General features: G+C 57.8%; 26 protein-coding genes. 12 read left to right on the top strand and 14 right to left on the bottom strand.

Going from position 1 to position 24,998, the window contains the following annotated elements; translation table 11 throughout:
• The first annotated feature begins 202 nt into the window (after window positions 1-202).
• Window positions 203-1,075, top strand: coding sequence for an S-methyl-5'-thioadenosine phosphorylase (locus ACR0B0_RS18500; RefSeq protein WP_480649055.1), 873 nt, complete (start codon window positions 203-205; stop codon window positions 1,073-1,075).
• 6 nt (window positions 1,076-1,081) lie between these two features.
• Here the strand turns inward: ACR0B0_RS18500 and ACR0B0_RS18495 are convergent, their stop codons facing one another.
• Entirely contained in the window at window positions 1,082-1,945 is an 864-nt protein-coding gene (locus ACR0B0_RS18495) for an alpha/beta hydrolase (RefSeq protein ID WP_367647966.1), read from the bottom strand.
• 227 nt (window positions 1,946-2,172) lie between these two features.
• Between ACR0B0_RS18495 and ACR0B0_RS18490 the strand changes: the two genes are divergently transcribed.
• Window positions 2,173-3,189 (top strand): DUF418 domain-containing protein, encoded by a 1,017-nt coding sequence (locus tag ACR0B0_RS18490; RefSeq protein WP_480649053.1) that lies wholly within the window; start codon window positions 2,173-2,175, stop codon window positions 3,187-3,189.
• A gap of 51 nt (window positions 3,190-3,240) precedes the next feature.
• On the top strand, window positions 3,241-3,870 hold the full coding sequence (locus ACR0B0_RS18485; RefSeq protein ID WP_170379113.1) for a LysE family translocator: 630 nt from the start codon (window positions 3,241-3,243) through the stop codon (window positions 3,868-3,870).
• 4 nt (window positions 3,871-3,874) lie between these two features.
• Here ACR0B0_RS18485 and ACR0B0_RS18480 read toward each other — a convergent pair whose 3' ends face one another.
• Window positions 3,875-4,039 (bottom strand): hypothetical protein, encoded by a 165-nt coding sequence (locus ACR0B0_RS18480; RefSeq protein WP_170516929.1) that lies wholly within the window; start codon window positions 4,037-4,039, stop codon window positions 3,875-3,877.
• A 308-nt stretch (window positions 4,040-4,347) separates the two neighbouring features.
• Here ACR0B0_RS18480 and ACR0B0_RS18475 point away from each other — a divergent pair, with 308 nt between their 5' ends.
• The gene (locus ACR0B0_RS18475) at window positions 4,348-4,887 is read left to right on the top strand and encodes an adenine phosphoribosyltransferase (protein WP_170351410.1); all 540 of its coding nucleotides are present in this window, start codon (window positions 4,348-4,350) and stop codon (window positions 4,885-4,887) included.
• A 48-nt stretch (window positions 4,888-4,935) separates the two neighbouring features.
• Here the strand turns inward: ACR0B0_RS18475 and ACR0B0_RS18470 are convergent, their stop codons facing one another.
• From ACR0B0_RS18470 to coxB, 11 genes are all read right to left on the bottom strand, one after another.
• A complete protein-coding gene (locus ACR0B0_RS18470; RefSeq protein WP_480649050.1) occupies window positions 4,936-6,354 on the bottom strand; it encodes an FAD-binding oxidoreductase in 1,419 nt (472 codons plus the stop codon).
• A 38-nt stretch (window positions 6,355-6,392) separates the two neighbouring features.
• Window positions 6,393-7,211, bottom strand: a complete 819-nt coding sequence (locus tag ACR0B0_RS18465; protein ID WP_170351414.1) for an MBL fold metallo-hydrolase — start codon at window positions 7,209-7,211, stop codon at window positions 6,393-6,395.
• Window positions 7,212-7,312: 101 nt separating this feature from the next.
• The gene (locus ACR0B0_RS18460) at window positions 7,313-7,897 is read right to left on the bottom strand and encodes a GNAT family N-acetyltransferase (protein ID WP_170351416.1); all 585 of its coding nucleotides are present in this window, start codon (window positions 7,895-7,897) and stop codon (window positions 7,313-7,315) included.
• Window positions 7,897-9,159: a M16 family metallopeptidase gene (locus tag ACR0B0_RS18455; RefSeq protein WP_480649049.1), complete on the bottom strand. Its 1,263-nt coding sequence runs from the start codon at window positions 9,157-9,159 to the stop codon at window positions 7,897-7,899. The genes ACR0B0_RS18460 and ACR0B0_RS18455 overlap by 1 nt, the downstream gene beginning before the upstream one ends.
• Window positions 9,156-10,544 (bottom strand): threonine synthase, encoded by a 1,389-nt coding sequence (thrC, locus tag ACR0B0_RS18450; protein WP_170351420.1) that lies wholly within the window; start codon window positions 10,542-10,544, stop codon window positions 9,156-9,158. Before thrC ends, ACR0B0_RS18455 begins: the two co-directional genes overlap by 4 nt.
• Window positions 10,541-11,218, bottom strand: coding sequence for an SURF1 family protein (locus ACR0B0_RS18445; RefSeq protein WP_480649047.1), 678 nt, complete (start codon window positions 11,216-11,218; stop codon window positions 10,541-10,543). The genes thrC and ACR0B0_RS18445 overlap by 4 nt, the downstream gene beginning before the upstream one ends.
• A gap of 169 nt (window positions 11,219-11,387) precedes the next feature.
• Entirely contained in the window at window positions 11,388-12,203 is an 816-nt protein-coding gene (locus tag ACR0B0_RS18440; protein WP_170351424.1) for a cytochrome c oxidase subunit 3, read from the bottom strand.
• 22 nt (window positions 12,204-12,225) lie between these two features.
• Window positions 12,226-12,801, bottom strand: coding sequence for a cytochrome c oxidase assembly protein (locus ACR0B0_RS18435; protein WP_170351425.1), 576 nt, complete (start codon window positions 12,799-12,801; stop codon window positions 12,226-12,228).
• Window positions 12,801-12,962 carry a hypothetical protein gene (locus ACR0B0_RS18430; protein ID WP_480649045.1) on the bottom strand — a complete coding sequence of 54 codons (162 nt, stop codon included), beginning with the start codon at window positions 12,960-12,962 and terminating at the stop codon, window positions 12,801-12,803. The genes ACR0B0_RS18435 and ACR0B0_RS18430 overlap by 1 nt, the downstream gene beginning before the upstream one ends.
• A complete protein-coding gene (cyoE, locus tag ACR0B0_RS18425; RefSeq protein ID WP_170351429.1) occupies window positions 12,959-13,915 on the bottom strand; it encodes a heme o synthase in 957 nt (318 codons plus the stop codon). Before cyoE ends, ACR0B0_RS18430 begins: the two co-directional genes overlap by 4 nt.
• Window positions 13,916-13,991: 76 nt before the next feature.
• On the bottom strand, window positions 13,992-14,903 hold the full coding sequence (coxB, locus tag ACR0B0_RS18420) for a cytochrome c oxidase subunit II (RefSeq protein ID WP_170351431.1): 912 nt from the start codon (window positions 14,901-14,903) through the stop codon (window positions 13,992-13,994).
• A gap of 176 nt (window positions 14,904-15,079) precedes the next feature.
• Here coxB and tldD point away from each other — a divergent pair, with 176 nt between their 5' ends.
• The 5 genes from tldD to ACR0B0_RS18395 all read left to right on the top strand — a co-directional run bounded on the left by tldD (window position 15,080) and on the right by ACR0B0_RS18395 (window position 22,069).
• Window positions 15,080-16,501 carry a metalloprotease TldD gene (tldD, locus tag ACR0B0_RS18415; protein ID WP_170351433.1) on the top strand — a complete coding sequence of 474 codons (1,422 nt, stop codon included), beginning with the start codon at window positions 15,080-15,082 and terminating at the stop codon, window positions 16,499-16,501.
• Between the two features lie 228 nt (window positions 16,502-16,729).
• Window positions 16,730-17,857, top strand: a complete 1,128-nt coding sequence (dprA, locus tag ACR0B0_RS18410; protein WP_480649043.1) for a DNA-processing protein DprA — start codon at window positions 16,730-16,732, stop codon at window positions 17,855-17,857.
• Between the two features lie 161 nt (window positions 17,858-18,018).
• Window positions 18,019-20,637, top strand: a complete 2,619-nt coding sequence (gene topA, locus ACR0B0_RS18405) for a type I DNA topoisomerase (protein WP_480649041.1) — start codon at window positions 18,019-18,021, stop codon at window positions 20,635-20,637.
• Between the two features lie 101 nt (window positions 20,638-20,738).
• Window positions 20,739-21,443: a CoA transferase subunit A gene (locus ACR0B0_RS18400; protein WP_170362511.1), complete on the top strand. Its 705-nt coding sequence runs from the start codon at window positions 20,739-20,741 to the stop codon at window positions 21,441-21,443.
• A complete protein-coding gene (locus ACR0B0_RS18395) occupies window positions 21,443-22,069 on the top strand; it encodes a CoA transferase subunit B (protein WP_170351441.1) in 627 nt (208 codons plus the stop codon). Before ACR0B0_RS18400 ends, ACR0B0_RS18395 begins: the two co-directional genes overlap by 1 nt.
• A gap of 41 nt (window positions 22,070-22,110) precedes the next feature.
• On the opposite strand, the gene ACR0B0_RS18390 is transcribed toward ACR0B0_RS18395, so the two are convergent.
• Complete coding sequence (locus ACR0B0_RS18390) at window positions 22,111-22,977, bottom strand: lytic transglycosylase domain-containing protein (protein WP_170351443.1); 867 nt, start codon at window positions 22,975-22,977, stop codon at window positions 22,111-22,113.
• A gap of 352 nt (window positions 22,978-23,329) precedes the next feature.
• Between ACR0B0_RS18390 and ACR0B0_RS18385 the strand changes: the two genes are divergently transcribed.
• The 3 genes from ACR0B0_RS18385 (at window position 23,330) to cpaB (ending at window position 24,879) form a co-directional block, all read left to right on the top strand.
• Window positions 23,330-23,548, top strand: a complete 219-nt coding sequence (locus tag ACR0B0_RS18385; protein WP_170351445.1) for a Flp family type IVb pilin — start codon at window positions 23,330-23,332, stop codon at window positions 23,546-23,548.
• A 90-nt stretch (window positions 23,549-23,638) separates the two neighbouring features.
• Window positions 23,639-23,851 carry a hypothetical protein gene (locus tag ACR0B0_RS18380; protein ID WP_170351447.1) on the top strand — a complete coding sequence of 71 codons (213 nt, stop codon included), beginning with the start codon at window positions 23,639-23,641 and terminating at the stop codon, window positions 23,849-23,851.
• 152 nt (window positions 23,852-24,003) lie between these two features.
• On the top strand, window positions 24,004-24,879 hold the full coding sequence (gene cpaB, locus ACR0B0_RS18375) for a Flp pilus assembly protein CpaB (RefSeq protein WP_170362506.1): 876 nt from the start codon (window positions 24,004-24,006) through the stop codon (window positions 24,877-24,879).
• Window positions 24,880-24,998: the final 119 nt, after the last annotated feature.

Here is a 24,998-nt window from a genome sequence, read left to right as displayed (position 1 = left end):
CGGTCCTGTTGGTATTTTGGGTTCGCGCGAAAGGGGTCTTTTAGCGGTCAATCCCCGCAGGAGATACCGCGCCAGGTGGGACCCAGATATGCAACAGATGCATACCGGGCCATCAACCAACACAAACCGTTGAACCCACTTGCCAAATCCTCCGCTGCCCCTCAGACAGTCTGCATCGTATTTTTTCATTCGGAGCGCAGCCATGACCCAGACGAAAATCGCAATCATCGGCGGATCTGGTATCTACGATATCGACGGGCTGGAAAAGGCGGAATGGGTTACGGTTGAAACGCCGTGGGGTGCACCTTCGGACCAGATTCTGACGGGGGCTCTGAATGGGGTTGAAATGGCCTTCCTGCCCCGTCACGGGCGTGGCCACGTTCATTCACCGACCGAGGTGCCCTATCGCGCCAATATCGATGCGCTGAAACGGCTGGGGGTTACGGACGTGATCTCGGTTTCCGCCTGCGGGTCGTTTCGCGAGCATATGGCGCCGGGGGATTTCGTCATTGTCGACCAGTTCATTGACCGGACATTTGCGCGCGAGAAAAGCTTTTTCGGCACTGGTTGCGTCGCCCATGTCAGCGTGGCGCATCCCACCTGCCAGCGCCTGTCGGACGCTTGTGAGAGCGCAGGCAAGGCGGCAGGTATCACCATCCATCGCGGTGGCACCTATCTGGCGATGGAGGGGCCGCAGTTCTCATCCCTGGCCGAATCCAAGATGTATCGCGAGCATTGGGGATGTGACGTGATCGGCATGACTAACATGCCCGAAGCGAAACTCGCCCGCGAAGCCGAACTTTGTTATGCCTCGATCGCCATGGTGACCGACTATGACAGCTGGCACCCGGATCACGGCGAGGTCGACGTAACCGCCATTATCGCCACCCTTACCGGGAATGCGGAAAAAGGCCGGGCGCTGGTCAAGGGCCTGCCCGATCTGTTGGGGGCTGAACGCGCGCCCTGCCCGCATGGCTGCGATCGGGCATTGGAGTTTGCGATCCTCACTGAGCCCGAAAAACGCGATCCGGCGTTACTGGCCAAGCTGGATGCGGTCGCTGGCCGGATTCTTTAAACCACACTACTTCGCAAGGGTCTGCTGCACCTCGTCCCACAAGCCATACGACCAGAGGTCGTTGTGGGTGCCGTTGGGGATGACATAAAGTTCGGCCGTGTCGCCCGACATCGCCGCCAGCGCTTGGCCGTGATGCACCGGAACGGTTTCATCCTCGGTTCCGTGGAAGATCAGCGTTGGCACCGTAACATCGCCGATAAAGTCTCGGGTGGCGAACTGATCCTTCATCAAGACCGAAACCGGCAGAAACGGATAGCGCTCGGCCGCGACATCCACAGTCGCGGTGAAGGGGGCCTCTAGCACCAGTAACTGTGCATTCGGACGCTGTTGGGCGACAGCGGCCGCCACGCCGGTGCCAAGGCTTTGACCGTGCAGGACGACGGCTGCACCCTCAGACTCCAGTTGGTCAAACATGTGAACCCCATCTGAGATCAGCGCCAGTTCCGAGGGTTCGCCGCCACTGCCTGGAAAACCGCGATAACTGGGGGCGAGCAGGCCAAAACCACTGTTCAGGATTTCCCGCAGCCGGTCGGCCCGGTCACCCAGATTGCCGCTTTGACCGTGGAAAAAAAGAACGGTCGGCGCATCTTCAGTGGCCGGTGGCGCGGACCATGCCGTCAGCACAACCCCGTCGGACATGGGCAGAGAGATCACGTCGACATCGGCCAGCCCAACCTCATTGGGGGCGGGCAATTCTCCGGACGGTTTGTATAGCAGCTCATCCTGATTAGCGTACATGTACCCCACGATCCCGGCGTAAATCACGACGCTGATCAGGATCAGAAGGATCAGCACACGTTTCAGCCGCCCGTCGTTTGAGCGGGACATGTCCTTGAACGCTTTTGCATAGTCGGGATGTGTCTGCGTCACCTTCGCCTCCGATCCTTTGATATGCCCTAGGTTGTAGGGCCAGACCGGCGTTTCAAGGACGGTACGCACGCTTTAACACAATCTTTAACTTACTCAACTCGGGCACATTGTGACCGATGAAGGTGGCAAGGTCGCCCTGATCCTCGCAATTTGTTTATCTTAAACACGCCACAGAACCGCATTTGTGCCACAAAATCATTTCAGTACACCCCAAACAGAGGAGCACCATGAAACGACTCGAAGCCCTGGACGCCGCCCGCTTTTTTGCTTTCTGCGGCATGGTGCTGGTGAACTTCCGCATCGCGGCGCAAGTTGCGCCGGGGCAAGACTGGGCGTCAAACCTTGTCGACGCGTTGGAGGGGAGGGCCGCCGCGCTGTTCGTCATTCTGGCTGGTATAGGATTGGGTCTGTCGAGCATCCCCGCTGGTGTGCTGCTGCGGCGCGCGACCTTTCTGTTCGTTCTCGGCCTGATCAACATGACCGTGTTCGACGCTGACATTCTGCATTTCTACGCATTGTATTTTGTGGTGGGGGCGTCGTTTCTTTCGGCCTCGGGACGTATGTTGTGGCTGGGGGCGTTGGGAATTGTTGCGCTGGCCGTTTTGGCCAACCTTATCTTTGACTATGAGCGGGGCTGGGATTGGTCCACGCTCAGCTATACCGACCTCTGGACCCTGCCCGGCTTTTTACGAAATGCAATTTTCAACGGTTGGCACCCGGTTTTACCTTGGGCTGCTTTCCTGCTGATCGGCATGGCCATCGGGCGATCACAGCTTCGCACGATCTGCATTCAACACCGTCTGATCATGTGGGGATTTGGCGCTGCCGTGTTGGCCCTTATTCCACAAAGGTTGATGTCCGAACCGGAATTGGTTGCCTATCTAGGCACTGCGTCGATTCCGCCAGGGCCGTTCTATATCCTGGCCAGCACCGGATCGGCGTGCGTGGTGATCGGACTGTTGCTGAAGCTATGGCCGAAGATCGAAAAACTGCGCTTTGGCTCTGCCCTGACCGCTCCGGGACGGCAGAGCCTGACCCTATATGTGGCGCATATCCTGATCGGGATGGGATTGCTGGAGGAGCTTGGTTTGCTAAATGGCACACTCAAACCAACGCAGATCGTGGTTTACGCGCTCGGGTTCTGCGCTTTGTCCTCGGGTTTTGCCCTATTGTGGTTCCGCCGGTTCAAGCGCGGCCCACTTGAGGCATTGATGCGTCGCGTCACCGAGCCACGAAAGGCTTGACCTCACCGTCGCGGCGGGGCTTGGTGAGGGCGAAACCAAACGGGTAACCCCATGTCTTTTGAACTTTGGCTGGCTTTCGTGGCCGCATCGACCGCCTTGCTGCTTATCCCCGGCCCGACTGTGTTGCTGGTGCTTAGCTATGCCTTATCAAAAGGGCGCAGCGTCGCCGTGGCCTCGGCCACAGGGGTGGCGGTAGGGGATCTGGTTGCAATGACCGCTTCGCTACTGGGGCTGGGGGCGCTGGTGCTGGCCTCGGCTACTTTGTTTTCTGTGCTGAAATGGGTGGGTGCGGCCTATCTTGTGTGGCTGGGCATCAAGCTGCTGCGTAGCGCGCCCTCGGGCGGGTTAGAGGCGCCAGCGACCGGGCGAAATGTCACCGCACAAAGTGTCTTTGGCCATGCCGCCGCCGTTACGGCGCTGAACCCGAAATCCATTGCCTTTTTCATCGCCTTCGTACCGCAATTCCTGCGTCCGGCGGACCCATTGGGCCCGCAATTCGCTATCCTGATCGCGACTTTCGTGGGTCTGGCCTGGCTGAACGCGCTGGCCTATGCGCTGCTGGCTGACCGGCTGCGCCGGATGATCGGACGCGCCGGGGTAATCACTGCGATGACCCGGTTCGGAGGGCTGACTTTGATTGGAATGGGGGTTGCAACCGCCGTGCTGCGCCGCCCGGCCTGAGGGTTCAGCTCACTTCGTGTTCTTTCATGAACCCACGGATAAAACGTCGTATTTCGCGAGCGGCTGATGTATCCAGTTCCCTGCACAATTCAACAAATGCGTCCCGCTCATCCTTGTCCAGGCGCAGGACCAACTGGCTGTTTTTCTTGGCAGATACCTTGCTGTCCATCTTTCCCGCACACCCTGTTCAATGCCTAAATCCACAAGCGATACACCGCATATACAATGCATAGCAAATTCAGGTACCGGCGACCTACCAACAAAACAGAGTTTTGGCAATCAACCTTCCCGCGACTCAGGCATTCCATTTACCAGTCCGGCGCGTCCATCGTGGTCACCCACCGCACAGCATCTCTATTTCGTATTATCAAAGCTCAATTCCGCTCCCTGTCGGGAAGTCAGCGATAATCTTTCCTTGCAAGGCTGTCCTCAATGGGCCAAATACGCCCGCGTGTTTTGACGTCAGAGGGATTGGCAATGTCCAGAAACAAGTCGGTCAAGGATTACATCCGAACCATCGTCGATTTCCCGCATGAGGGGATCATGTTTCGCGACGTCACCACACTGTTCGCTGATCCGCGCGGTTTTCGTATGGCAATCGACCAGATGTTGCACCCCTATGCGGGTGAGCAGATCGACAAAGTCGTGGGCCTCGAGGCGCGCGGCTTCATACTGGGCGGTGCCATTGCCCATCAGCTGAGTGTTGGCTTCGTGCCGATCCGCAAAAAGGGCAAACTGCCCGGCACAACCATCAGCCAGGATTACAAACTGGAATATGGTGAGGCCATCGTCGAGATTCACGATGACGCCATTCAACCGGGCGAGAAAATCCTTGTCGTCGACGATCTGCTGGCAACGGGCGGCACCGCCGCTGCCGGGATCAAGCTGATTGAACGGCTGGGGGGTGAGATCGTATCATGCTCGTTCATTGTCGACCTGCCGGAACTGGGCGGCCGCAAGGCGTTGGAAGACATGGGTATGGATGTGCACGTTCTGTGCGAATTCGAAGGGCTGTAAACGCCCGTCATTCAATTTCCCAAAGGCAAGGCGCGGGAAGCGGCACGATCAATCCGCCCTCAAAACCGCACCCGGATTCATGATCCCCTGCGGGTCCAGCGCAGCTTTGATGGCACGCATTGCAGACAGCTTTGTCGCGCCGCCATAGCGCTCAAGATCATCGACTTTCAGACGCCCTACCCCATGCTCGGCACTGACCGAGCCACCAAAGGCCTCCACCAGATCATGCACAGCGTGTTTGACGGCCTGTCTCTCGCCATCAAACTCCGAACGGCTGTGGCCCAAGGGCGGGAACACGTTGTAGTGCAGATTGCCATCACCAACGTGACCAAAACAGTTGATGCGGAACAACCCAAGCGCGGCCACGACCTCGGCCCCGCGTTGAATGAATTCGGGAAATCGGGAAATCGGGACCGAGATATCGTGACTGGACACCGACCCGATCAGCCGGTTGGCCTCGGGGATACGCTCGCGCACGGCCCATAGGTCCATACGCTGCGCCTCGCTTTGCGCAATAACCGCCTCCCCGACGAGGCCAGCTTTGTCCGCTTCGATATACAGCGTTTCCAGCGCGTCGGCGGGCGAGTGCCCCGCAAACAATCCAAGCTCGATCAGAACGCACCATTCAGGCTGGGTCTCAAATGGCTGGCGCACATCTGGCAAAACCTCGGTCAGGAATTGCAGCCCCTGCTTGTGGATCAGCTCAAAGGTGCTGACCGCTTCACCCAGTTGGTCGTGGGCCAATGATAGTAAATCGATCGCCGCTTGGGGCGAAGCGACCTGAACCATCGCGGTTCCGACCGCCTCGGGCCGCGGAGAAAGTTTCAACGAGGCGGCGGTGATGATCCCCAATGTACCCTCCGCACCTATCAGCAGGTTACGAAGATCATAGCCGGTGTTGTCCTTGCGCAACCGGCTGAGCCCGTTCCAGATTTCACCGCTGGGCAGAACCGCCTCAAGCCCCAAACAAAGGTCGCGCGCATTGCCATAGCGCAACACGTTGACCCCACCCGCATTGGTAGCAAGGTTGCCCCCGATCCGGCACGATCCCTGCGCTGCAAGAGCCAGAGGGAATAACCGGTTCGCCTCTTCCGCGGCGGTTTGTACATCAGCCAGAATGGCACCTGCCTCGGCAATCAGAATGTTTTCGGTCGGGTAAACCGCCCGGATCGCGGTCATCCTCTCTAACGAGATCAAGAGGGGCGCTGGCCCGTCCGGCATTACCTGTCCGCCTACCAGCCCTGTGCCACCACCGTAAGGCACTACCGGTACCCGCTTATCCAAGGCCAATCGAACCAGCGCTGCTACTTCATCAACCGTTCGCGGTAAGGCCAACAAACCGGCATGTCCGGTAAAACGCCCCCGTGGCTCTTCCAGATAGCGTTCCGTGACCGGGCGCATAATATCTTCACCCAGATCAGCCCGGATCAGACGGGCCAGTTTCTCATCGGCAGGATTCAGTGTCATGCCACCTCATTGCCCAAGCGAACGCGCCCGGACAAGCCCTATTCCAGTTCGATCAGATACTGCGGCTCCAGCACGACCACTGTTGGCTGACTTGGCAGAGTACGCAGCGACACGGTGATTTCGGTCGCTCCCTTGCGTTCAACCGGAAAATCATTGCGGATATCGACCAAAAACCGGTCCAGCGAAAAGCCGGAAAACCAGTGCATCGGGATGATAACGGAACTTTTCAGCCGCTTGAGGACCGAGATCATCTCGGGCAGAGGCATCGTCGTTCCCCCATCCACCGCCGCCATGACAACATCCAGCCGCCCCAACGCCGCAAATTGTTCATCGGATGGTATATGGTGCAAATGGCCCAGATGGCCGATGCACAGCCCTTCCACCTCGAACACAAAGATCGAATTGCCGCGCTCTTCAACGCCGCCATACGCAGATCGGATATCGGTCGAGACATTGCGCACCAGCATCTCGCCCAGATCAAGGTAATGATCGATCCCCAGCCCAAACTCGCCCCACCCCGGCAACACATGCGGGATTGCAGGATCGGGATGAGCGGTCCAATGAGTACTGTGCGCATGGTTCATGGTGACCACATCCGGGATCAAATCGGCACTACCGATAAAGCCGGTGAAATCCGTCACTGCGTTCAACCCGCCCTGCGTCTGGATCAGGAAAGAGGCATGGGCGATATAGCTGATCCGCACGGAAAATTCCGGGATCGGGTCCTGCCACGCCGCCTTGTGAATATACTCGATCCCCGGCGCGGCATCCGCGATGGCGATACAATGGCTCGGCCGCCGCTCCTGCGCCACAGCACCGCCCGAGATCACCATCAATACCGCAACAATCCAGCGCATGGGGCAAGTGTAGCGCAGAACGCCAACAAGTCATGCCCCTTGTTCATCTGGCCAAAAATATCTCGGGGGAGGCGCGGCTGGCCGCGCCGGGGGCAGAGCCCCTAGCCCGCGTCCGTCTTGCCGCGCCGATCCGACCGCAGGCTGGCATACAGGACATGCGTCCGCCACCGCCCGTTGATCTGCAGATAAGACTGCGCCACGCCTTCATATTTAAAGCCCGAGCTTTCCAGCAACCCGCGCGAGGGCTTGTTTTCGGGCAGGCAGGCGGCCTCGATCCGGCTCAGATCCAAGCGGGTGAAGGCATAGTGGACAATCGCGCCAATCGCCTCGCGCATATACCCGTTGCGGGCAAAGGTTTGACCGGTCCAATATCCCAGCGTCCCGGCCTGCGCCGGGCCGCGTCGCACGTTGTCCAGCGTGATCGCCCCCAGAAGCACATCATCGGATCGACGGAATAGGAACAAAGGAATCGCTGTGCCACTGGCCACTGAACGCTGCGCCCAGTAGACGCGATTGGTGAAAGATTTGCGCGTCAGATGATCCTTAGCCCAGATCGGCTCCCACGGGGTAAGGAATTCTTGGGACGCTCGCCGCAGCGCCGCCCAATCGTTGAAATCAGAGTGAACGGGCGGGCGCAGGCTTAGGCGCTCGGTCTCGAGTTTCAGCTTGCGTCTGCCCAACAGCATCACGCCGCACGCCTCTCCTGCAATTCTGACAGCGTGGGCGCGGCGGAAACTGGACCGTAGAGCGCCAAGGCCGCCGGCGCCTGAAGCGCCATCTTTTCCGCAAACGCACGAACATCCCCCGTGCTGACTGCATCGATCTTGGCGACCGTATCCTCAAGCGACGGCACCCGGTCCCAAATCTGAACCAGACGCGCCAGACGTTCCGCCCGGTTTGATGGGCTTTCCAGCCCCATCAGCATCCCGGCTTTCATCTGCGCGCGGGCGCGGGCAACCTCTTCGGCGCTCATGTCTTCGGCGGCACGCTTCATCTCATCGATGGTAATCGTGGCCAGCTCTGCGACCTGATCCGCCGAGGTGCCTGCGTAGATCGTTGTTGTTCCGGTATCAGCATAGGCCCCGGTCTGCGCAAAGATCGTGTAGCATAGGCCACGCATCTCGCGCACCTCCTGAAACAGGCGCGAGGACATGCCGCCACCCAAAGCGGTGGAGTAAATCTGTGCCGTATAGATCTCATCGTCGCGGTAGCCGGGGCTTTCCAGCGCGAGTGCGAAATGGGCTTGTTCCAGCTCTTTCTCTTGTCGCGCTTCGCCACCGGTGAAGCGGGCCGTTTCAGGAACCAGCCCTTTGCGCGGTTGCAGATGGCCAAACATCTCTTCGGCCGTTTTCATCAGCGCGTCGTGATCCACCGCGCCCGCGGCAGACAAGATCATCTGTTCCGGCCCGTAGTGCTCAGCGACAAAACCCGACAAGTCCTCGCGCGAGAAGGCGCTGACCCGCTCAGTCGGGCCCAGAATGGTGCGGCCCAGCGGTTGATCGTGATAGCTCTGCTCTTGCAACCAGTCAAAAATCACGTCGTCCGGCGTGTCATAAGCCTGGCCGATCTCTTGCAGGATCACGCCGCGCTCGACCTCGATCTCGCGCGGGTCAAAGATAGGGTTCAGAACGATGTCACCAATCACGTCCATCGCCAGCGCCACATCGTCTTTCAGAACGCGTGCGTAATAGGCCGTCACCTCGCGCGAGGTATAGGCGTTGATATACCCGCCCACATCCTCGATCGCTTCGGCGATCTGCAGCGCAGACCTGCGCTCAGTTCCCTTGAACGCCATATGTTCAAGGAAATGGGCAATACCGTTCTGCTCGATCCGTTCATGCCGCCCACCGGCGGTTACCCAAATGCCGATGGCCGCCGATTGCAGCCCCGGCATATGTTCACTGACGATACGAAAGCCGTTCTTCAATTGGTCTTGTCTGACAGTCACTCAGCAATATGCCTTTTGATATGATCCTCAATGGCACCCAGATCATTGGCGATGCGGGTCACCCGTTCCGGACGTTCATATAGATCAGACATGCGAGAGGGAAGAGGCGGATGTACGTCACTCGCCTTCTCAACCGCCGCCGGGAATTTCGCCGGATGAGCGGTGGCCAAAGTGATCATCGGAACGTCAGCCGCACGGTGATCTTCGGCGACCTTGATACCGACCGCGGTGTGCGGGCAAACCAGCTCGGCGCTGTGGGCCAATGCGGATTTGATGGTGGCCAGTGTTTCATCCTCGGACACGCGGCCCGAGTCGAAATTCTCGCGCAGTGCTTCCATCGCGCCCTGACTGACGTTGAAGCCGCCATTCTTCAGCTCATCCATCAACTGCGATACAGCGCTGCCATCCTCGCCATAGGCATAGTACAGCGCACGTTCAAAGTTCGAGCTGACCTGAATATCCATCGACGGGCTGATCGAAGGAATGGTGTCGCCCTTGAAGTACCCCTGCCCCGAAAGGCAGCGATGCAGAATGTCGTTCTGATTTGTGGCCACAACCAACCGATCAATGGGCAGCCCCATGCACTTGGCGATATAACCGGCAAAGATGTCACCAAAATTGCCGGTAGGCACGGTGAAGCTGACCTTGCGATGCGGTGCCCCCAGGCTGGCCGCAGCCGAGAAATAGTAGACCACCTGCGCCAACACGCGGGCAAAGTTGATCGAGTTCACACCCGCCAGTTTCACCCCATCGCGAAATTCGAAATCGTTGAACATGTCCTTTACGGCAGCCTGACAATCGTCAAAGTCGCCATCAACGGCCAATGCATGCACATTGCTGTCTGCCGGCGTGGTCATCTGGCGGCGTTGCACCTCGGACACACGACCATGGGGGAACAGAATGAACACGTCCACGGCATCCAGCCCCCGGAACGCCTCAATCGCGGCCGAGCCCGTATCGCCGCTGGTTGCGCCCACGATGGTCACACGTTCACCGCGCCGCTTCAGGGCCACCTGGAACAGTTGCCCGATCAGTTGCATGGCAAAGTCTTTGAACGCCAGTGTCGGACCGTGGAACAACTCCAGTAGGAAGTGGTTTTCGTTCAGCTGCTTCAGTGGCGCACGGGCATCATGACCAAAGCCTTCATAGGCGCGGGCGATGATCGCCTTGAACTCATCCTCGGCAAAGGACCCGCTGACATAGGGCCACATCACGCTGAACGCGATTTCCTCATAGGGCAACCCTGCCAATGCTGCGATCTCTTCCTGGCTCATCACCGGAATTTCGGCAGGCAGGTACAGGCCACCATCGCGGGCCAGCCCGGTCAGCATCGCCTCTTCAAAGGTCAGTTCAGGCGCTTGGCCACGGGTCGAGATGTATTTCATTGCTCTTCACTTTCAGAAGGGGCGCGATTGCGCCACAGGAAATAACCGGTCATCGCGGCCCAGACCAGAGCCAGACCAAACCATGTGATTGCATATTGCAGGTGGTCATTGGGAATACCCGCAGTGTCGACAGACAGGGGCGTCACGCCCGGGTCAGTTTGTGAACGGGCGATAAGAAGCACCGGTTCAGCCCCCAAAGCAGCGGCCAGATTGGGCACGTCGCGGGCAAACCAGATATTGCTTTCCATGTCCGGTTCGGGTGTGTACCCGTCGACCTCATCGGGCCAATGCAGATTACCCGTTACCTCCATCTGACCCACCTGCCGTTCAGCCTGCTTGGCAGTGGTCGGAACAAACCCCCGGTCTACAAGAATTGTTCGGTCTTCAGTGCTGAAACGCTGAATAATGCGGTAACCTGCGCCAACAAGTTTGACCGAAACCAGAACATGGATTTCCCCGGGCTCCATCTCACCAGAAATCGTTACCGGCAAGTACTTGTCATCCTCAGGAGAAACGCTGTCGGGTAAGGCAACCGGTGCTGCCGTGATGCGAGTATCAATCTCGGACAGAACACCCTGTTTCCATGTCAGTCGCTGCATCTGCCAGAAGCCCAGAGACAACAGGATCGCCACACCGGCAATACCAAATATCAGCAGGAACAGGATGCGGCGCATATCGGGACCAGATTTCGTTACCTAAAGGCTCGGGTTGAACCGGCGCCTTGTTAAGGGTGCCACGTGCAAGATTGCAACCACGCAATTGTATCGGGCGCAATCTTGCGCCCTGGATAGAGAAAAAGCCGCCCCTTGGGGCGGCTTTTGCAATTGGATCGCCTGACCGGCGTTAAATCAGCGGGGCCTGACCCCAGATGTAGACGGCGAAGAACAGGAACAGCCAGACGACATCCACAAAGTGCCAGTACCAGGCTGCCGCTTCAAACCCGACGTGTTTTTCAGGGGTAAAGTCACCGCGTAGCGCCCGGATCAGGCAGACCGAAAGGAAGATGGTACCGATGATCACGTGGAAACCGTGGAACCCGGTGGCCATGAAGAAGTTAGAATAGAACTGATCGTCGCCGAATTTCCAGCCTTCGTGCGCCAGCAATTCATAATATTCAAAGCCCTGCAGGGCAGTAAATGCGATACCCAGTACGATACCGATAGCCAGACCGTTGATCAGCGCCTTGCGGTCATTGTCATGCACCAGCGCGTGGTGCGCCCAGGTGATCGCACAGCCCGACAACAGCAGAACCAGCGTGTTGATCAGCGGCAGGTGGAAGGGGTCAACCGCGTGAATATCCGGCTGGATGTACTCGGTGCCAGCATAGTCGTACATCGGATACATGCGGTGTTTGAAGAACGACCAGAACCAGGCGAAGAAGAACATCACCTCGGACATCACGAACAGGATGAAACCATAACGCAGACCGATGCGTACCACCGGTGTGTGATCACCGGCGCGGCTTTCGGCCACAACCTCGGACCACCAGGCGAACATGGTGTAAAGAACGGCCACCAGACCGGCCCAGAACACAAACGGTGTAACACCGTGCATCCAAAGGACGGCCCCGAACAGCATCACAAAGCCACCGATCGCGCCGATCAGCGGCCAGATCGACGGGGCCAGAATGTGATAATCATGGTTTTTTGCGTGTGCCATCAGCGTCCCTCACCTACAGGCGTTAGTTCGTATTTGTATCTGCCTGCTCATCCAGGGCTGCGTAGCCCTCGGGCAGGTCTATTTCGTAGAATGTATACGACAGAGTAATCGTATGCACATACTTGGCTTCCAGATCCTCGACGATTTCCGGGTCGACGAAGAAGGTTACCGGCATCTGCACCCGCTCACCGGGTTGCAGCACCTGCTCTTCAAAACAGAAACAGGCGATTTTCTGAAAATACCCACCGGCCGAATACGGCGCGACGTTGTAAGACGCCTGCCCGGCAATCGGACGGTCGGTCGGGTTGTGGGCTTCGTAAAAGGCCAATCCGGTCTCACCGATGCGCACTTCCATCTCACGCTCGACCGGTTTGAACTCCCACGCCATGCCTTTGGCTTTCGAGGCGTCAAAGCGGACAGTGACCTTGCGGTCCAGAATATCCTCGGGCGCGGTTTCGGCCACACCAACCGTACCGCCAAAACCAGTGACCCGGCAGAACCAGTCGTAAAACGGCACCGCCGCCCAGGCCAAACCGCCCATCAGCACGACCACACTGACCGTCTGCATCACTGTTTTTTGCGGACCGGACAAGGCCATCAGTTCTGAACCTCTTGTGTCGGCTGACCCAGGCTAGTGCCCGAGACTTTTACGATCGTTAGCCCAAAGATGATCACAATGAAGGCAGCCAGCGTCAGACCCACCCCCAGATTGCGGTTGAACCGGCGCTGGTGCAGTTCATGGCTTTTGCGCAGACTCATGACCAACCTCCCAATCCATAGGGTTTCAACAACGCCTCAGCCAGAATCGCGCCGAAGTGCAGGAACAGGTAGAGCAGCGACAGCTTAAAGAATGAGCGCTCGACCTTGAAGTTATCTGCCTCTGAGTCATCCTCGGTGCGACGCGAGATCTGCCACGCTCCGCGCAGGAACAGGGCGTTCATCACAACAGCAACGGTCAGATAGATCGGGCCACCGATGCCCGAGAAGGACGTGCCAACCGCCAGCAGCGCCAGCAGTACGGTGTAAACAAGAATGTGCCAGCGCGTCGCGCGGCGGCCGTGTGTCACGGTCAGCATCGGCACACCCGCATCGTCGTAATCCGAGCGCATGAACAGCGCCAGAGCCCAGAAATGCGGTGGAGTCCACATGAAGGTCAAGGCAAACATCAACCACGGCTCAAGCGTCATCGACCCCGTGGCCGCGACCCAACCGATTACCGGAGGGAAAGCCCCTGCCGCACCACCGATCACGATGTTCTGCGGCGTCGAACGCTTTAGCCACATCGTGTAGACCACGACATAGAAAAAGATGGTGAAACCCAGGAAGGCTCCGGCAAACCAGTTCGTTGCCAGACCCAGCATGATCACCGACAGGCCAGACAGCGCCAGCCCAATGGCCATGGCCTCGCCAGCATCAACCTTGCCGGACGGAATCGGACGGCCTTTGGTGCGCTTCATCACCTTGTCAATGTCAGCGTCCCACCACATGTTCAGCGCACCCGAGGCACCACCACCGATGGCAATGAACAAGATGGCGCAGAAGCCGACAAAGGGATGGACCGGCACAGGTGCCGCCAGCAGACCGACAAGCGCCGTGAACACCACCAACGACATGACCCGCGGCTTCAGCAGGGCGAAATAGTCGCCAAAGCTGGCCTCGTCCGCGCGGGTCTGCGCGGTCACGGTGCTGGCATTGAAGCTTGCGTCGCTCATGTCGGGTCCTTTTGGGGCGAAAGCTGCGCGATCACCGCGCAGCCTGCATCATGTATTCATCCGGCCAATGCCCGGATCAGTTCGAAGCAACCTGATAGGCCGCAGGCTGACCTGCGTACTCTTCCAGAGCGCCTTGCAGCCATTGCTCATAGGCTTCTTCGCTGACAACCTTGACGGTGATCGGCATGTAAGCGTGGTCCTTTCCGCACAGTTCAGAACACTGACCGAAATAGATGCCTTCCTTGTCAGCCTGGAACCACAGCTCGGCCAGACGACCCGGTACGCCGTCCTGCTTCACGCCAAAGGACGGGATGGTCCAAGAGTGGATCACGTCCGACGCAGTCACCTGCATAACGATGATCTTACCGACCGGCACAACAACGGCCGTATCGGTGGCCAGCAGCCACTCATCATCGCTGTAACCGGAATCGGCCAGCTTAGCGCGCATCGCATCATCCAGAACGAACGGCGTTACGTCGGCATCCGCCGGGCGGGCACCTTCGTCCAGAGTTGCGGGGTGACCCAGCAGATAGCTGTCGAACGCAAAATCGTGATCAACATATTCGTAGGTCCAGTACCACTGGTTGCCCACCACTTTGATTACCACGTCACCTTCGGGAATTTCCTGCTGTTTGAACAGAACCGGAAGTGAGAACGCACCGATAAAGACCAGAACCAGGATCGGCCCCAGGGTCCAAGCAATTTCAACCGGGGTATAGTGCGAGAATCGCGCCGGTGTCGGGTTTGCGCGCTGATTGTAACGCATGATGCAGTAGACCAGTAGACCCGCGACCAGCAGACAGATGACGGTGATGATCACCAGAATCATCGCGTCCAGTCTGTGAATCCCCACGGCAAGGTCTGTAGCTGCAGGCTGGAAATTTACACCGCCGGCAACCGGCTTGCCAATAATCTCAAGCTCCTGAGCCATGGCGGGAAGGCTGGAGAGGGCTGTTGCAAGCCCGGAAAGCATCAAAGCGTTCTTCATTTTCTGTCCTGATCGTCTGATCTTAGCTTCTCTGGCGAAAAGGTGTGAATCAGTCGCACCTCTCCCGTTGTCTTTGGCCGCGTTAAAAACCATATTCCGGCGGGTAGATAAAGCAAAATGCTTGCGTCAAACAGACGCTATTTTTGATCTGGATCAAACCGGAAAGGTCCCAACCGATGCCCAACGACCCGTTTCGCCCGTTTGAAAGCGTTCTTCCGCAGGACGAAGCGCTTGCAGTTTTGCAGTCGGCCACCGCCGGGGCCGTGGATGGTGAGCTGTTTGTCGAGCGGCGAAAATCCGAGTCTCTGGTCTTTGACGACGGGCGTTTGAAGACGGCGTCCTATGATGCTTCCGAAGGATTCGGCCTGCGTGCTGTGCAAGGTGAGGTGGCGGGCTATGCACATTCCACCGATGTTTCGATCCCGGCGCTGAAACGGGCCGCCGAAACCGCGCGTCTGGCGGTAGGCGATGGTGGTGGCACCTTGGCCGAGGCGCCCCGCGCCACCAACACGCGGCTTTATACGGACGAGGATCCGATCGAATCGGCAAGTTTCCCGGTGAAAATTGAAACACTGCGCGAAATCGACGCCTTTTCCCGCGACCTCGACCCTCGCGTCGTGCAAGTCAGCGCCACGATCGCCGCCGCTGTGCAAGAGGTCGAGATCCTGCGCCCCGACGGGGTTCTGGTGCGCGATGTGCGTCCGATGACCCGCCTGAACATCTCGGTCATTGTCGAACAAAACGGCCGCCGTGAAAGCGGCTCGGCCGGGGGTGGCGGACGCGTTGGTCTGGATGGCCTCATCGACCCGACAGACTGGCAGGACAAAGCACGCGAGGCGCTGCGGATCGCTTTGGTCAATCTGGACGCCATCCCTGCCCCGGCGGGCGTGATGGAGGTGGCCCTGGGCCCCGGCTGGCCCGGTATCTTGCTGCACGAGGCCATCGGACATGGGCTGGAAGGCGACTTTAATCGCAAGGGCAGCTCGGCCTTCGCGGGCCTGATGGGACAGCAGATCGCGTCAAAAGGCGTCACCGTCGTGGATGACGGCACGATTGCCGACCGACGCGGATCAATCACTGTAGATGACGAAGGCACGCCCAGTTCGCGGACAGTGCTGATCGAGGATGGCGTTCTGACTGGTTATATGCAGGACCGTCAGAATGCGCGTCTGATGAATGTTGCGCCCACCGGAAACGGGCGGCGGCAAAGCTATGCGCACAAGCCCATGCCAAGAATGACCAATACGGTGATGTTGGGCGGCAACGCCGATCCTGCTTCGCTTGTGGCCGATATCAAAGACGGTATCTGGGCCGTGGGCTTTGGTGGTGGGCAGGTGGATATCACCAACGGCAAGTTCGTGTTTTCCTGCACCGAGGCGTACCGCGTTGAAAACGGCAAGATTGGCGCCCCGGTCAAGGGTGCAACCCTGATCGGCGACGGACCCTCCGCCCTGAACCGCATCCGGGGATTGGGCAATGATATGGCGCTTGATCCGGGTATGGGCACCTGTGGGAAAGACGGCCAATGGGTGCCGGTAGGTGTCGGCCAGCCAACCGTTCTGATGGACGGCCTGACCGTCGGCGGATCTGCTGCCTGACACAGAATCGGTCACCGGCAAGGTTAACGCCACGTGTGGACAATCAATCGATATTGATGCCTGTCTGAGAATTTCCATCGGGCAGGCAGTTTATTTTCCTGTTTGTTATCTGACGGTTACACCAAACACGCTATCAATTCTGGGAAATTTTCTGAATAATTTGACAAGATTTACAAGCTGTTAACCCCCTCAGTCGTAAACCAGTTCTGCAATCAGGCGGAGCAACGGATGACCGAAGAGCAGCTTTCTTCCTATCACCCCACACTCCCACCCACCACGGAAGAGGACCGGTTCTCCTGGCTTCGTCTGTTGCGCTCGCGCAAGGTCGGCCCGGCGACGTTTCGTCGGCTGCTGCGCGAACATGGCTCAGCGCAGAATGCGCTGGCCGCGCTGCCTGAAATGGCACGTGCCGCCGGAATTAAAGGGTATGAAATTTGCCCGCCTGGCGTGATTGAGGCGGAGCTCAAGGCCGCAAAAGCCGCAAACGCGCGGCTATTGTGCCTTGGGTCCGCTGATTTCCCCACTGCCCTGAACGATTTGTCCGATGGCCCACCGATGCTTTGGGCCATTGGCGACGTATCCGTGTTGCGCAAGCCCTCAATTGCGATGGTCGGTGCGCGCAATTGCTCGTCTTTAGGGGCGCGGATGGCGCGTGGCCTGGCAACCGACCTCGGAAAACAGGGATATGTCGTGGTCTCGGGCCTGGCCCGCGGGATTGACACCTCGGCGCATTTGGCGGCGCTGAATACTGGCACGGTGGCGGTCATGGCCGGCGGCGTAGATGTGATTTATCCTGCGGAAAACACCGATCTGGCAAGGGACATCGCCCAATCTGGCCTGCGCCTGTCGGAACAGCCCATGGGCGTGGCACCGCAAGCCCGGCACTTTCCCCGTCGTAACCGCATTATCTCGGGCCTGGCACAGGCTGTTGTGGTGGTTGAAGCGGCAGCAAAATCCGGCAGCCTGATCACCGCACGCGACGCGCTGGATCAAGGGCGCGAGGTTCTGGCAGTACCCGGCCATCCTTTCGATGCCCGCGCCGCCGGTTGCAATCTGCTGATCCGCGACGGGGCCACTCTGGTGCGGTCCGCCGAAGACGTTATCGAAGCGTTGCCAGAACAACAGTCCGAATTATTCGAGACCACAGTTCCCGAAATGACACCCGAACCCGTCGCCTCGGGTGCCGCCCTTCATCGCGAAATTCTGGCTCGGCTTGGTCCTTCGCCCATCGCCGAGGACCAGTTGATCCGCGACATCGCAGCCACGGCAGGCGAGATTGGTCCGGCGCTGGTTGATCTGGAATTGGACGGGCGCATCCAACGTCAGCCCGGTGGGTTGCTGTCACTAACGGCCTGAGCAAGCGTCTCACGCCCCGCGCTGATTTTTTGAAGGCTATCGCGCTGAAATCGCCGTAAAATTCACGTATTTAAAGGAACGCATTGACAATTCGCTCTTGCCCTACACATCTTGCACGATCATAGAAGGCGCCCAATCCGTCGAGCGAGGTTTCCCCTTAAATGCCTGTTGTTGTTGTAGAATCCCCGGCCAAAGCCAAAACAATCAACAAATACCTTGGCCCTGATTACACTGTCCTGGCATCTTATGGTCATGTTCGCGACCTGCCCCCCAAGGACGGTTCCGTCGACCCCGAGCATGAATTTGAGATGAAATGGGAGGTCGGCAACGACAGCCGTAAACATGTCAAAGCCATCGCCGACGCGCTGAAGGAAGACAATGCCCTGATCCTTGCCACTGACCCCGATCGTGAGGGTGAGGCGATCAGCTGGCACTTGCAAGAGGCGCTGACCAAGCGCCGTTCGATCAAAAAGGATACGCCCGTCAGCCGCGTGACCTTCAACGCCATCACCAAAGACGCGGTGACCGAGGCGATGCAGAACCCGCGTGAGGTCGACATGCCGTTGGTCGAGGCGTATCTGGCCCGCCGCGCGCTGGACTATCTGGTCGGGTTCAACCTGTCTCCGGTTTTGTGGCGTAAACTGCCCGGCGCGAAATCGGCAGGACGTGTGCAATCGGTCTGTCTGCGCCTGATCGTCGAGCGCGAGATGGAGATCGAAGCGTTCAAACCTGTCGAATACTGGTCGGTACGTGCCCTGTTTGAAACGCCACGTGGTCAGACCTATGAGGCACGCTTGGTCACTCTGGCGGGCAAAAAGCTGGACAAGCATGACTTGGCCAATGCCACTCAGGCGGAAATGGCGGTTCAGGCGATCACCAGCCGCGCGCTCAGCGTTACTTCGGTCGAAGCCAAGCCCGCCGCGCGCAACCCCAGCGCACCGTTCATGACCTCGACCTTGCAACAGGAAGCCAGCCGCAAGTTTGGCATGGGTGCCCGCCATGCCATGCAGGTGGCGCAACGGCTGTATGAGGCGGGTTACATCACTTATATGCGGACGGATGGTATCGATATGGCGCCCGAAGCCGTGGCCGCCACCCGCGATACAATTGCCGACCGGTATGGCGCGGAATATGTGCCGGACAGCCCACGCATGTATAAGAACAAGGCCAAGAATGCACAGGAAGCGCACGAGTGTATCCGCCCAACGGACATGGCGCGGGATGCCAAGGCACTGAAGGTTACGGATGAGGATCAGCGCAAGCTGTATGACTTGATCTGGAAACGCACCATCGCCTGTCAGATGGCTGCTGCGCGATTGGAGCGAACTACAGTTGAGGTAGGCAGCGCCGATGGCCAGGTTGGCCTGCGTGCTACCGGTCAGGTGGTGCTGTTTGACGGCTTCATGCGCGTGTATGAAGAGGGCCGCGATGATGTGGCCGATGACGACGAGAAGCGCTTGCCGCAGATCATGCAGGGTGATCCAGCACCGTTTGCCAAGACATCGCTGAAAGATCAGTTCACCAAGGCCGAAGACAAGGCCGCTATTCTGTCCGACAACGAATCCGTTCTGGCCCTGCAACACCACACCCAGCCGCCGCCGCGCTATACCGAGGCCACCTTGGTCAAGCGGATGGAAGAGCTGGGGATCGGGCGCCCCTCGACCTATGCCTCGATCGTGACCACGATTCAGGACCGAGAGTATGTACGCAAGGACAAGAACCGTTTGATCCCCGAAGAAAAAGGCCGGATCGTTACGATCTTTCTGCTGAACTTCTTTCGACAATATGTGGGCTATGAGTTCACAGCCAATCTGGAGGAACAGCTGGATGATGTCAGCGCCGGTGGCCGCGACTATAAAGAACTGCTGGGCAAGTTCTGGCGTGATTTCTCGGCCGCCATTGGCGAGACATCGGAATTGCGTATTTCCGAGGTGTTGGACAAGTTGGATGAGGCACTGGCGCCGCAATTGTACCCCCCGCGCGAGGATGGTTCTGATCCGCGCGTCTGCCCGAAATGCGGCGTGGGCCAGTTGCACCTGAAAACCTCGCGCACCGGCGGGTTTGTGGGCTGCGGCAACTACCCCGAATGCACCTATACCCGTCCCATCGCGGGCGAAGGGGCCGAAGGCGACGAACGTCTGCTGGGTGAGGATGCAGGTGATGAGATCTGGCTGAAATCCGGCCGGTTCGGTCCTTACGTTCAGCGCGGCGAACCCACGCCAGAGAACAAGAAGCCGCCGCGCGCGTCCCTGCCCCGCGGGTGGAGCAAGGATGACATGGATCTGGACAAGGCGCTGACGTTGCTGTCCCTGCCCCGCCAGATCGGCGAACACCCCGAGGGCGGTATGATCAGCTCGAATTTTGGGCGGTTTGGACCGTATCTGATGCACCAATTGCCCGAGGAAGCAAAACCGGTCTATGCCAACCTCAAAGACCCCAACGATGTGTTCGAGATCGGTATGAACCGCGCAGTTGAAATGCTGGCCGAGAAGCGCGCCAATCCGGGGCGCGGGCGCAGGGCCGCTGCCAAACCGCTCAAAGAGCTGGGCGAGCACCCCGATGGCGGCGCAATGCAGGTTCTTGATGGGCGGTATGGGCCATACGTGAAGTGGGAAAAGGTCAATGCCACCATTCCCAAGGATATCAAGCCCGAAGACGTGACGCAGGAAATGGCCATTGAGCTGGTCAATGAGCGGGCTGCCAAGAAGGGCACCAAGAAAAAGGCCGCACCCAAGAAAAAAGCGGCAGCCAAGAAAACAACCAAGAAGGCGGCCACCTAAGGGTGGCTAGGTAGAAATACCACCACCCCCTTGGATTCGTTGACTTCCCCGTGACGTGGCGGCACAACCTGCCCATCACCAAGTCATTGGGGGAGTTTTCCATGAAGAAAGTCTATGCCAATGCCACCGAAGCGCTTGATGGGGTGTTGTCGGATGGCATGATGATCGCAGCAGGCGGGTTCGGCCTGTGCGGTATTCCTGAATTGCTGTTGGAGGCGATCAAGGAGTCGGGCGCTCAGGACCTGACCTTTGCCTCGAACAATGCGGGCGTCGATGATTTCGGCATCGGCATCTTGCTGCAAACCAAGCAGGTCAAAAAGATGATCAGCTCATATGTTGGCGAGAACGCGGAATTCATGCGTCAGTACCTGGCGGGTGAGTTGGAATTGGAATTCAACCCGCAAGGCACTCTGGCTGAGCGTATGCGTGCCGGTGGTGCAGGAATCCCCGGCTTCTATACCAAGACAGGTGTGGGCACCGTGATCGCTGAGGGTAAGGAGCATAAGGACTTCAACGGCGAAACCTATATCATGGAAGAAGGCATCTTTGCCGATCTGGCCATCGTCAAGGCATGGAAGGCCGACGACACCGGCAACCTGATCTTTCGCAAGACCGCCCGCAACTTTAACGTGCCCGCAGCGACCTGCGGCAAGGTCTGCATCGCCGAAGTCGAAGAGATCGTGCCACGCGGTTCGCTGGATCCCGACCAGATCCACTTGCCCGGCATCTACGTGAACCGGATCATTCAGGGCGATCACGAAAAACGCATCGAACAGCGCACCACCCGCAAGAAGGAGGAAGCATAATGCCCTGGGACCGCAATCAAATGGCCGCCCGCGCGGCGCAGGAGCTGGAAGACGGCATGTATGTGAACCTCGGCATCGGGATTCCGACGCTGGTGGCGAACTATGTGGGTGATAAGGACATCACTCTACAATCCGAGAACGGCATGCTGGGCATGGGCCCCTTCCCGTTCGAAGGTGAAGAAGACCCCGACCTGATCAACGCAGGAAAACAGACGATCACTGAATTGTCGCGCACGTCCTATTTCGACAGCGCCACATCCTTTGCCATGATCCGGGGCGGCAAGATTGCTGCAGCGGTTCTGGGCGCTATGGAGGTTGATGAGGAAGGTGATCTGGCCAACTGGATGATTCCAGGCGTTCTGGTCAAAGGCATGGGCGGCGCGATGGATCTTGTCGCCGGTGTTGGCCGCGTGATCGTTGTGATGGATCACACTAACAAGCACGGCAAGTCCAAGCTACTGAAGAAATGCACCCTGCCCCTGACCGGAAAACAGGTAGTGGATCGCATCATTACCAATCTGGGTGTTCTGGACGTGGTTGAAGGCGGCCTGAAGATCGTCGAAATTGCCGAAGGTGTAACCGAAGACGAGATTCGCGCCGCCACCGAGGCCAAGATCGTCAACTAATCCACTAGATTGAAAAGGCCCGCCAGTTCTGGCGGGCCTTTTCAATTCAATGTCTGGAACACACAGCCATCCGAAATCAGCTCGGGCGGGGTTGAACAAAGGGCCTTGGCGATCTGAAAAGCCGCAAGGACTTTGGGCACGTAATCCCGCGTCTCGGCATAAGGGGGAACTCCACTGTGCTTGCGCACAGCACCTTCACCCGCATTATATCCGGCCAGCACTAGGATCGGATCATTTCCAAATTCTTCCATCAACCAGTTCAGGTATTTGACACCGCCCGAGATATTCTGAGACGGCTGCAAGCTGTCCTTAACACCAAATCGTTTGGCGGTGGCTGGCATCAACTGCATCAACCCCTGCGCCCCGGCTGAGCTGACCGCATTCTCACGACCTGCAGATTCAACCGAAATCACGGCCAGCACCAAAGCCGGCGATACATTTGTTCCTACGGTTGAGCGCAGAATCTCGATCCCTTGTTGTTGCGCAATGTTCTGGAGCGTCTGCAAACGCGGTGAGGCCACATTGGTCGCGGCCAGCGCGTTTATGGCTGCATCTAACCGCCAAGCTCCTGCTTCGGCCAAAGCAGGTGAGATTTTATCCCAGAAAGCCTTGTAAGACCCGACCGGCTTGTTTTGCGATCCAGTCCCTGGAACACTTGGGGGTACAACCTTGGCGCGTTTGACGATCTCAGGAATAACGAGCTCGGCCCCGGTGCTGGGCGCGAAGGGCGCCGATGCATGTTCTTCGGGCGAAATCTGAACAGTTATCTTGGGTCGCGTCCCCGGTTTGGGGGGCTTTACTCTTTTATATACGCCCCTGGGTTCAACTTCATTCGCGATAGCGGGCAAGGGCCCTGACATCATCAAAGCCAACGTGCCGGCGCAGATCATTGCGTCCCGGAGTTTCATTTTGCCTGCCTCATGTTTTTTCTTTTACGGGATTTGAACCGCGAATCCCGTTGTAAAGCCAGAGAAACACGTCGAAATGGGGCAATTTCGCCTCATTTGGCGCAATTTTGCATCGGCAACACAGAACACCCCAATCGGTAACGAACTTTTATTTGTTTATTTTCAATAGGTTGAAGAAAAAACTACCAAAAAGTTAAGCGGAAAAGAAAAAAAATGGTGTTTAGCCCAATTCCTGCCACGCCTGACAGGCAATCATAGTGCCATACCGAGACGGTCGGGAGCGGACTGAGAGAGAAAGCTCTGATAGACCCCGAGGTTTATTTGACTTTTGATCCTTTAGGAGGGACGTAACATGATCAAGTTCATCAAGAACTTCCGCAAAGACGAAGACGGCGCCGTAACAGTTGACTGGGTCGTTCTGACTGCAGCTATCGTTGGCCTGGCCGCAGTTGCTTACAGCGCGATCGGTGATGGCACCGCAGCTCTGTCGGGCAAAATCGGTACCGAAATCAACGGCACCACGGTTGAAGACATCAAAACCAAGTTCGGCACGACGACCTCCGGCGGCTAATAGAAACGCCGGTAGAGATTTATATGGTGGGGCCATGCTTGCTTAGGCTTGGCCCCTCTTTTTATGCAATATCCCTAAAGTGGTACTCCTATGCTGAAGAGACTTGCAAAATTTTCTCACCAAGAGGACGGGGCCGTAACGGTTGATTGGGTCGTGCTGACAGCCATGCTGGTTGGCTTTGGCTCTTTCATCGGTCTTTACATCGCAGATCCTGTGCAAAACCTGGACGCAAAAAATGGTGCCGCAGTCTCTGCGGTTGAGGTTCAAGACATACGCACAAAGTTTTCCGCCACCAGCCCCTGATGCGGAAACGCCTCAGAATGAGTGCGGAATTACAATCACGAAATTAATCGAGATTGTCCCCCTTTTCGACACAATTTAACATTACGAAGAAATGGACTTCGTCGTAATGTCGCGGCGAACAAACCAAAATAGAACAATACGAGGGGACGTGAATGCGTGCAGTATTTGGACTTGTCCTGATTGTCGGGGTGGCTTTGGCCGGAGGCGCCGTCTATTTGGCGCGCGACTACATCGCACAGCATCAGGACCAACTCGCCCGAGAACGCCTGGCCGCGCAACAAGCGTTGGAAAATGCCGCCCTGGAAGGGACCACTGGCGTTCTTGTATCCAACCGAGCCATGAAATACGGAGAGCGCCTGACCAAGGAAGACGTTCGTGTCGTCAACTGGCCTGACGAAGCAATCCCGGAAGGCAGCTTCGTGGACATGGCCGTTTTGTTTCCTGAAGACGCTAAGGGAGACCGATTCGTCCTGAGAGCGATGGAAAAAGACGAGGCCCTCATGGAGGTCAAAGTCACCAATCCTGGGGAGGCCGCAGGTCTGACCTCACGGATAGAAAAAGGTAAACGCGCTTTTGCGATTAGCGTTGATGTTGCGTCTGGTGTTTCTGGCTTTTTGCGCCCTGGTGATAGTGTAGATGTGTATTGGACCGGAACCGTTAACAGCAACCTTCAGGCTGGAGTCGGCGAAATCACCCGCCTGATTCAGACCAACATCGAATTGGTCGCGATTGACCAGTCAGCGGGATCAGATCTGACGGGCACAACAATTGCGCGTACTGTGACAGTAGCCGCCACCCCAGAAGAAATCGCGGCTTTGGCCCAAGCACAGAACACAGGTCGCTTGTCATTGGCCTTAGTTGGGGTGCAGGACGACACAATCGCAAGTGCGGTTGAAGTGGACCAGCGAAAACTGTTGGGAATCAAAGAAGCAGCCCCCGCCCCGGTTCAGGCTGAAGAACGGAAATGCTACACGAGAGTTCGACGTAGCGGAGAAATTGTGCAAACCGAAATTCCTTGCACAAACTGACGTTAAATCAGAGATTTACCAACACAAGCCGCGCCAACTGCGCGGCTTGTTTCGTTATGCATGTTGCGCATTGTCCACATAAGGAAAATTCCAGAAACCCTTGATTATTGCAATAAATT

The organism is Ruegeria sp. BA12 (assembly GCF_056539625.1).
The sequence above is the reverse complement of the archived record's forward strand: the minus strand, read 5'-3'. Positions and strand labels throughout refer to the sequence as shown.

Excerpts from the sequence above, each read along its gene's own strand:
- ACR0B0_RS18500 (WP_480649055.1), top strand. The coding sequence starts at position 203 with ATGACCCAGACGAAAATCGCAATCATCGGCGGATCTGGTATCTACGAT.
- ACR0B0_RS18490 (WP_480649053.1), top strand. The coding sequence starts at position 2,173 with ATGAAACGACTCGAAGCCCTGGACGCCGCCCGCTTTTTTGCTTTCTGC.
- ACR0B0_RS18485 (WP_170379113.1), top strand. The coding sequence starts at position 3,241 with ATGTCTTTTGAACTTTGGCTGGCTTTCGTGGCCGCATCGACCGCCTTG.
- ACR0B0_RS18480 (WP_170516929.1), bottom strand. The coding sequence starts at position 4,039 with ATGGACAGCAAGGTATCTGCCAAGAAAAACAGCCAGTTGGTCCTGCGC.
- ACR0B0_RS18475 (WP_170351410.1), top strand. The coding sequence starts at position 4,348 with ATGTCCAGAAACAAGTCGGTCAAGGATTACATCCGAACCATCGTCGAT.
- ACR0B0_RS18470 (WP_480649050.1), bottom strand. The coding sequence starts at position 6,354 with ATGACACTGAATCCTGCCGATGAGAAACTGGCCCGTCTGATCCGGGCT.
- ACR0B0_RS18465 (WP_170351414.1), bottom strand. The coding sequence starts at position 7,211 with ATGCGCTGGATTGTTGCGGTATTGATGGTGATCTCGGGCGGTGCTGTG.
- ACR0B0_RS18460 (WP_170351416.1), bottom strand. The coding sequence starts at position 7,897 with ATGCTGTTGGGCAGACGCAAGCTGAAACTCGAGACCGAGCGCCTAAGC.
- thrC (WP_170351420.1), bottom strand. The coding sequence starts at position 10,544 with ATGAAATACATCTCGACCCGTGGCCAAGCGCCTGAACTGACCTTTGAA.
- ACR0B0_RS18445 (WP_480649047.1), bottom strand. The coding sequence starts at position 11,218 with ATGCGCCGCATCCTGTTCCTGCTGATATTTGGTATTGCCGGTGTGGCG.
- ACR0B0_RS18440 (WP_170351424.1), bottom strand. The coding sequence starts at position 12,203 with ATGGCACACGCAAAAAACCATGATTATCACATTCTGGCCCCGTCGATC.
- ACR0B0_RS18435 (WP_170351425.1), bottom strand. The coding sequence starts at position 12,801 with ATGGCCTTGTCCGGTCCGCAAAAAACAGTGATGCAGACGGTCAGTGTG.
- ACR0B0_RS18430 (WP_480649045.1), bottom strand. The coding sequence starts at position 12,962 with ATGAGTCTGCGCAAAAGCCATGAACTGCACCAGCGCCGGTTCAACCGC.
- cyoE (WP_170351429.1), bottom strand. The coding sequence starts at position 13,915 with ATGAGCGACGCAAGCTTCAATGCCAGCACCGTGACCGCGCAGACCCGC.
- coxB (WP_170351431.1), bottom strand. The coding sequence starts at position 14,903 with ATGAAGAACGCTTTGATGCTTTCCGGGCTTGCAACAGCCCTCTCCAGC.
- tldD (WP_170351433.1), top strand. The coding sequence starts at position 15,080 with ATGCCCAACGACCCGTTTCGCCCGTTTGAAAGCGTTCTTCCGCAGGAC.
- dprA (WP_480649043.1), top strand. The coding sequence starts at position 16,730 with ATGACCGAAGAGCAGCTTTCTTCCTATCACCCCACACTCCCACCCACC.
- topA (WP_480649041.1), top strand. The coding sequence starts at position 18,019 with ATGCCTGTTGTTGTTGTAGAATCCCCGGCCAAAGCCAAAACAATCAAC.
- ACR0B0_RS18400 (WP_170362511.1), top strand. The coding sequence starts at position 20,739 with ATGAAGAAAGTCTATGCCAATGCCACCGAAGCGCTTGATGGGGTGTTG.
- ACR0B0_RS18395 (WP_170351441.1), top strand. The coding sequence starts at position 21,443 with ATGCCCTGGGACCGCAATCAAATGGCCGCCCGCGCGGCGCAGGAGCTG.
- ACR0B0_RS18390 (WP_170351443.1), bottom strand. The coding sequence starts at position 22,977 with ATGAAACTCCGGGACGCAATGATCTGCGCCGGCACGTTGGCTTTGATG.
- ACR0B0_RS18385 (WP_170351445.1), top strand. The coding sequence starts at position 23,330 with ATGATCAAGTTCATCAAGAACTTCCGCAAAGACGAAGACGGCGCCGTA.
- ACR0B0_RS18380 (WP_170351447.1), top strand. The coding sequence starts at position 23,639 with ATGCTGAAGAGACTTGCAAAATTTTCTCACCAAGAGGACGGGGCCGTA.
- cpaB (WP_170362506.1), top strand. The coding sequence starts at position 24,004 with ATGCGTGCAGTATTTGGACTTGTCCTGATTGTCGGGGTGGCTTTGGCC.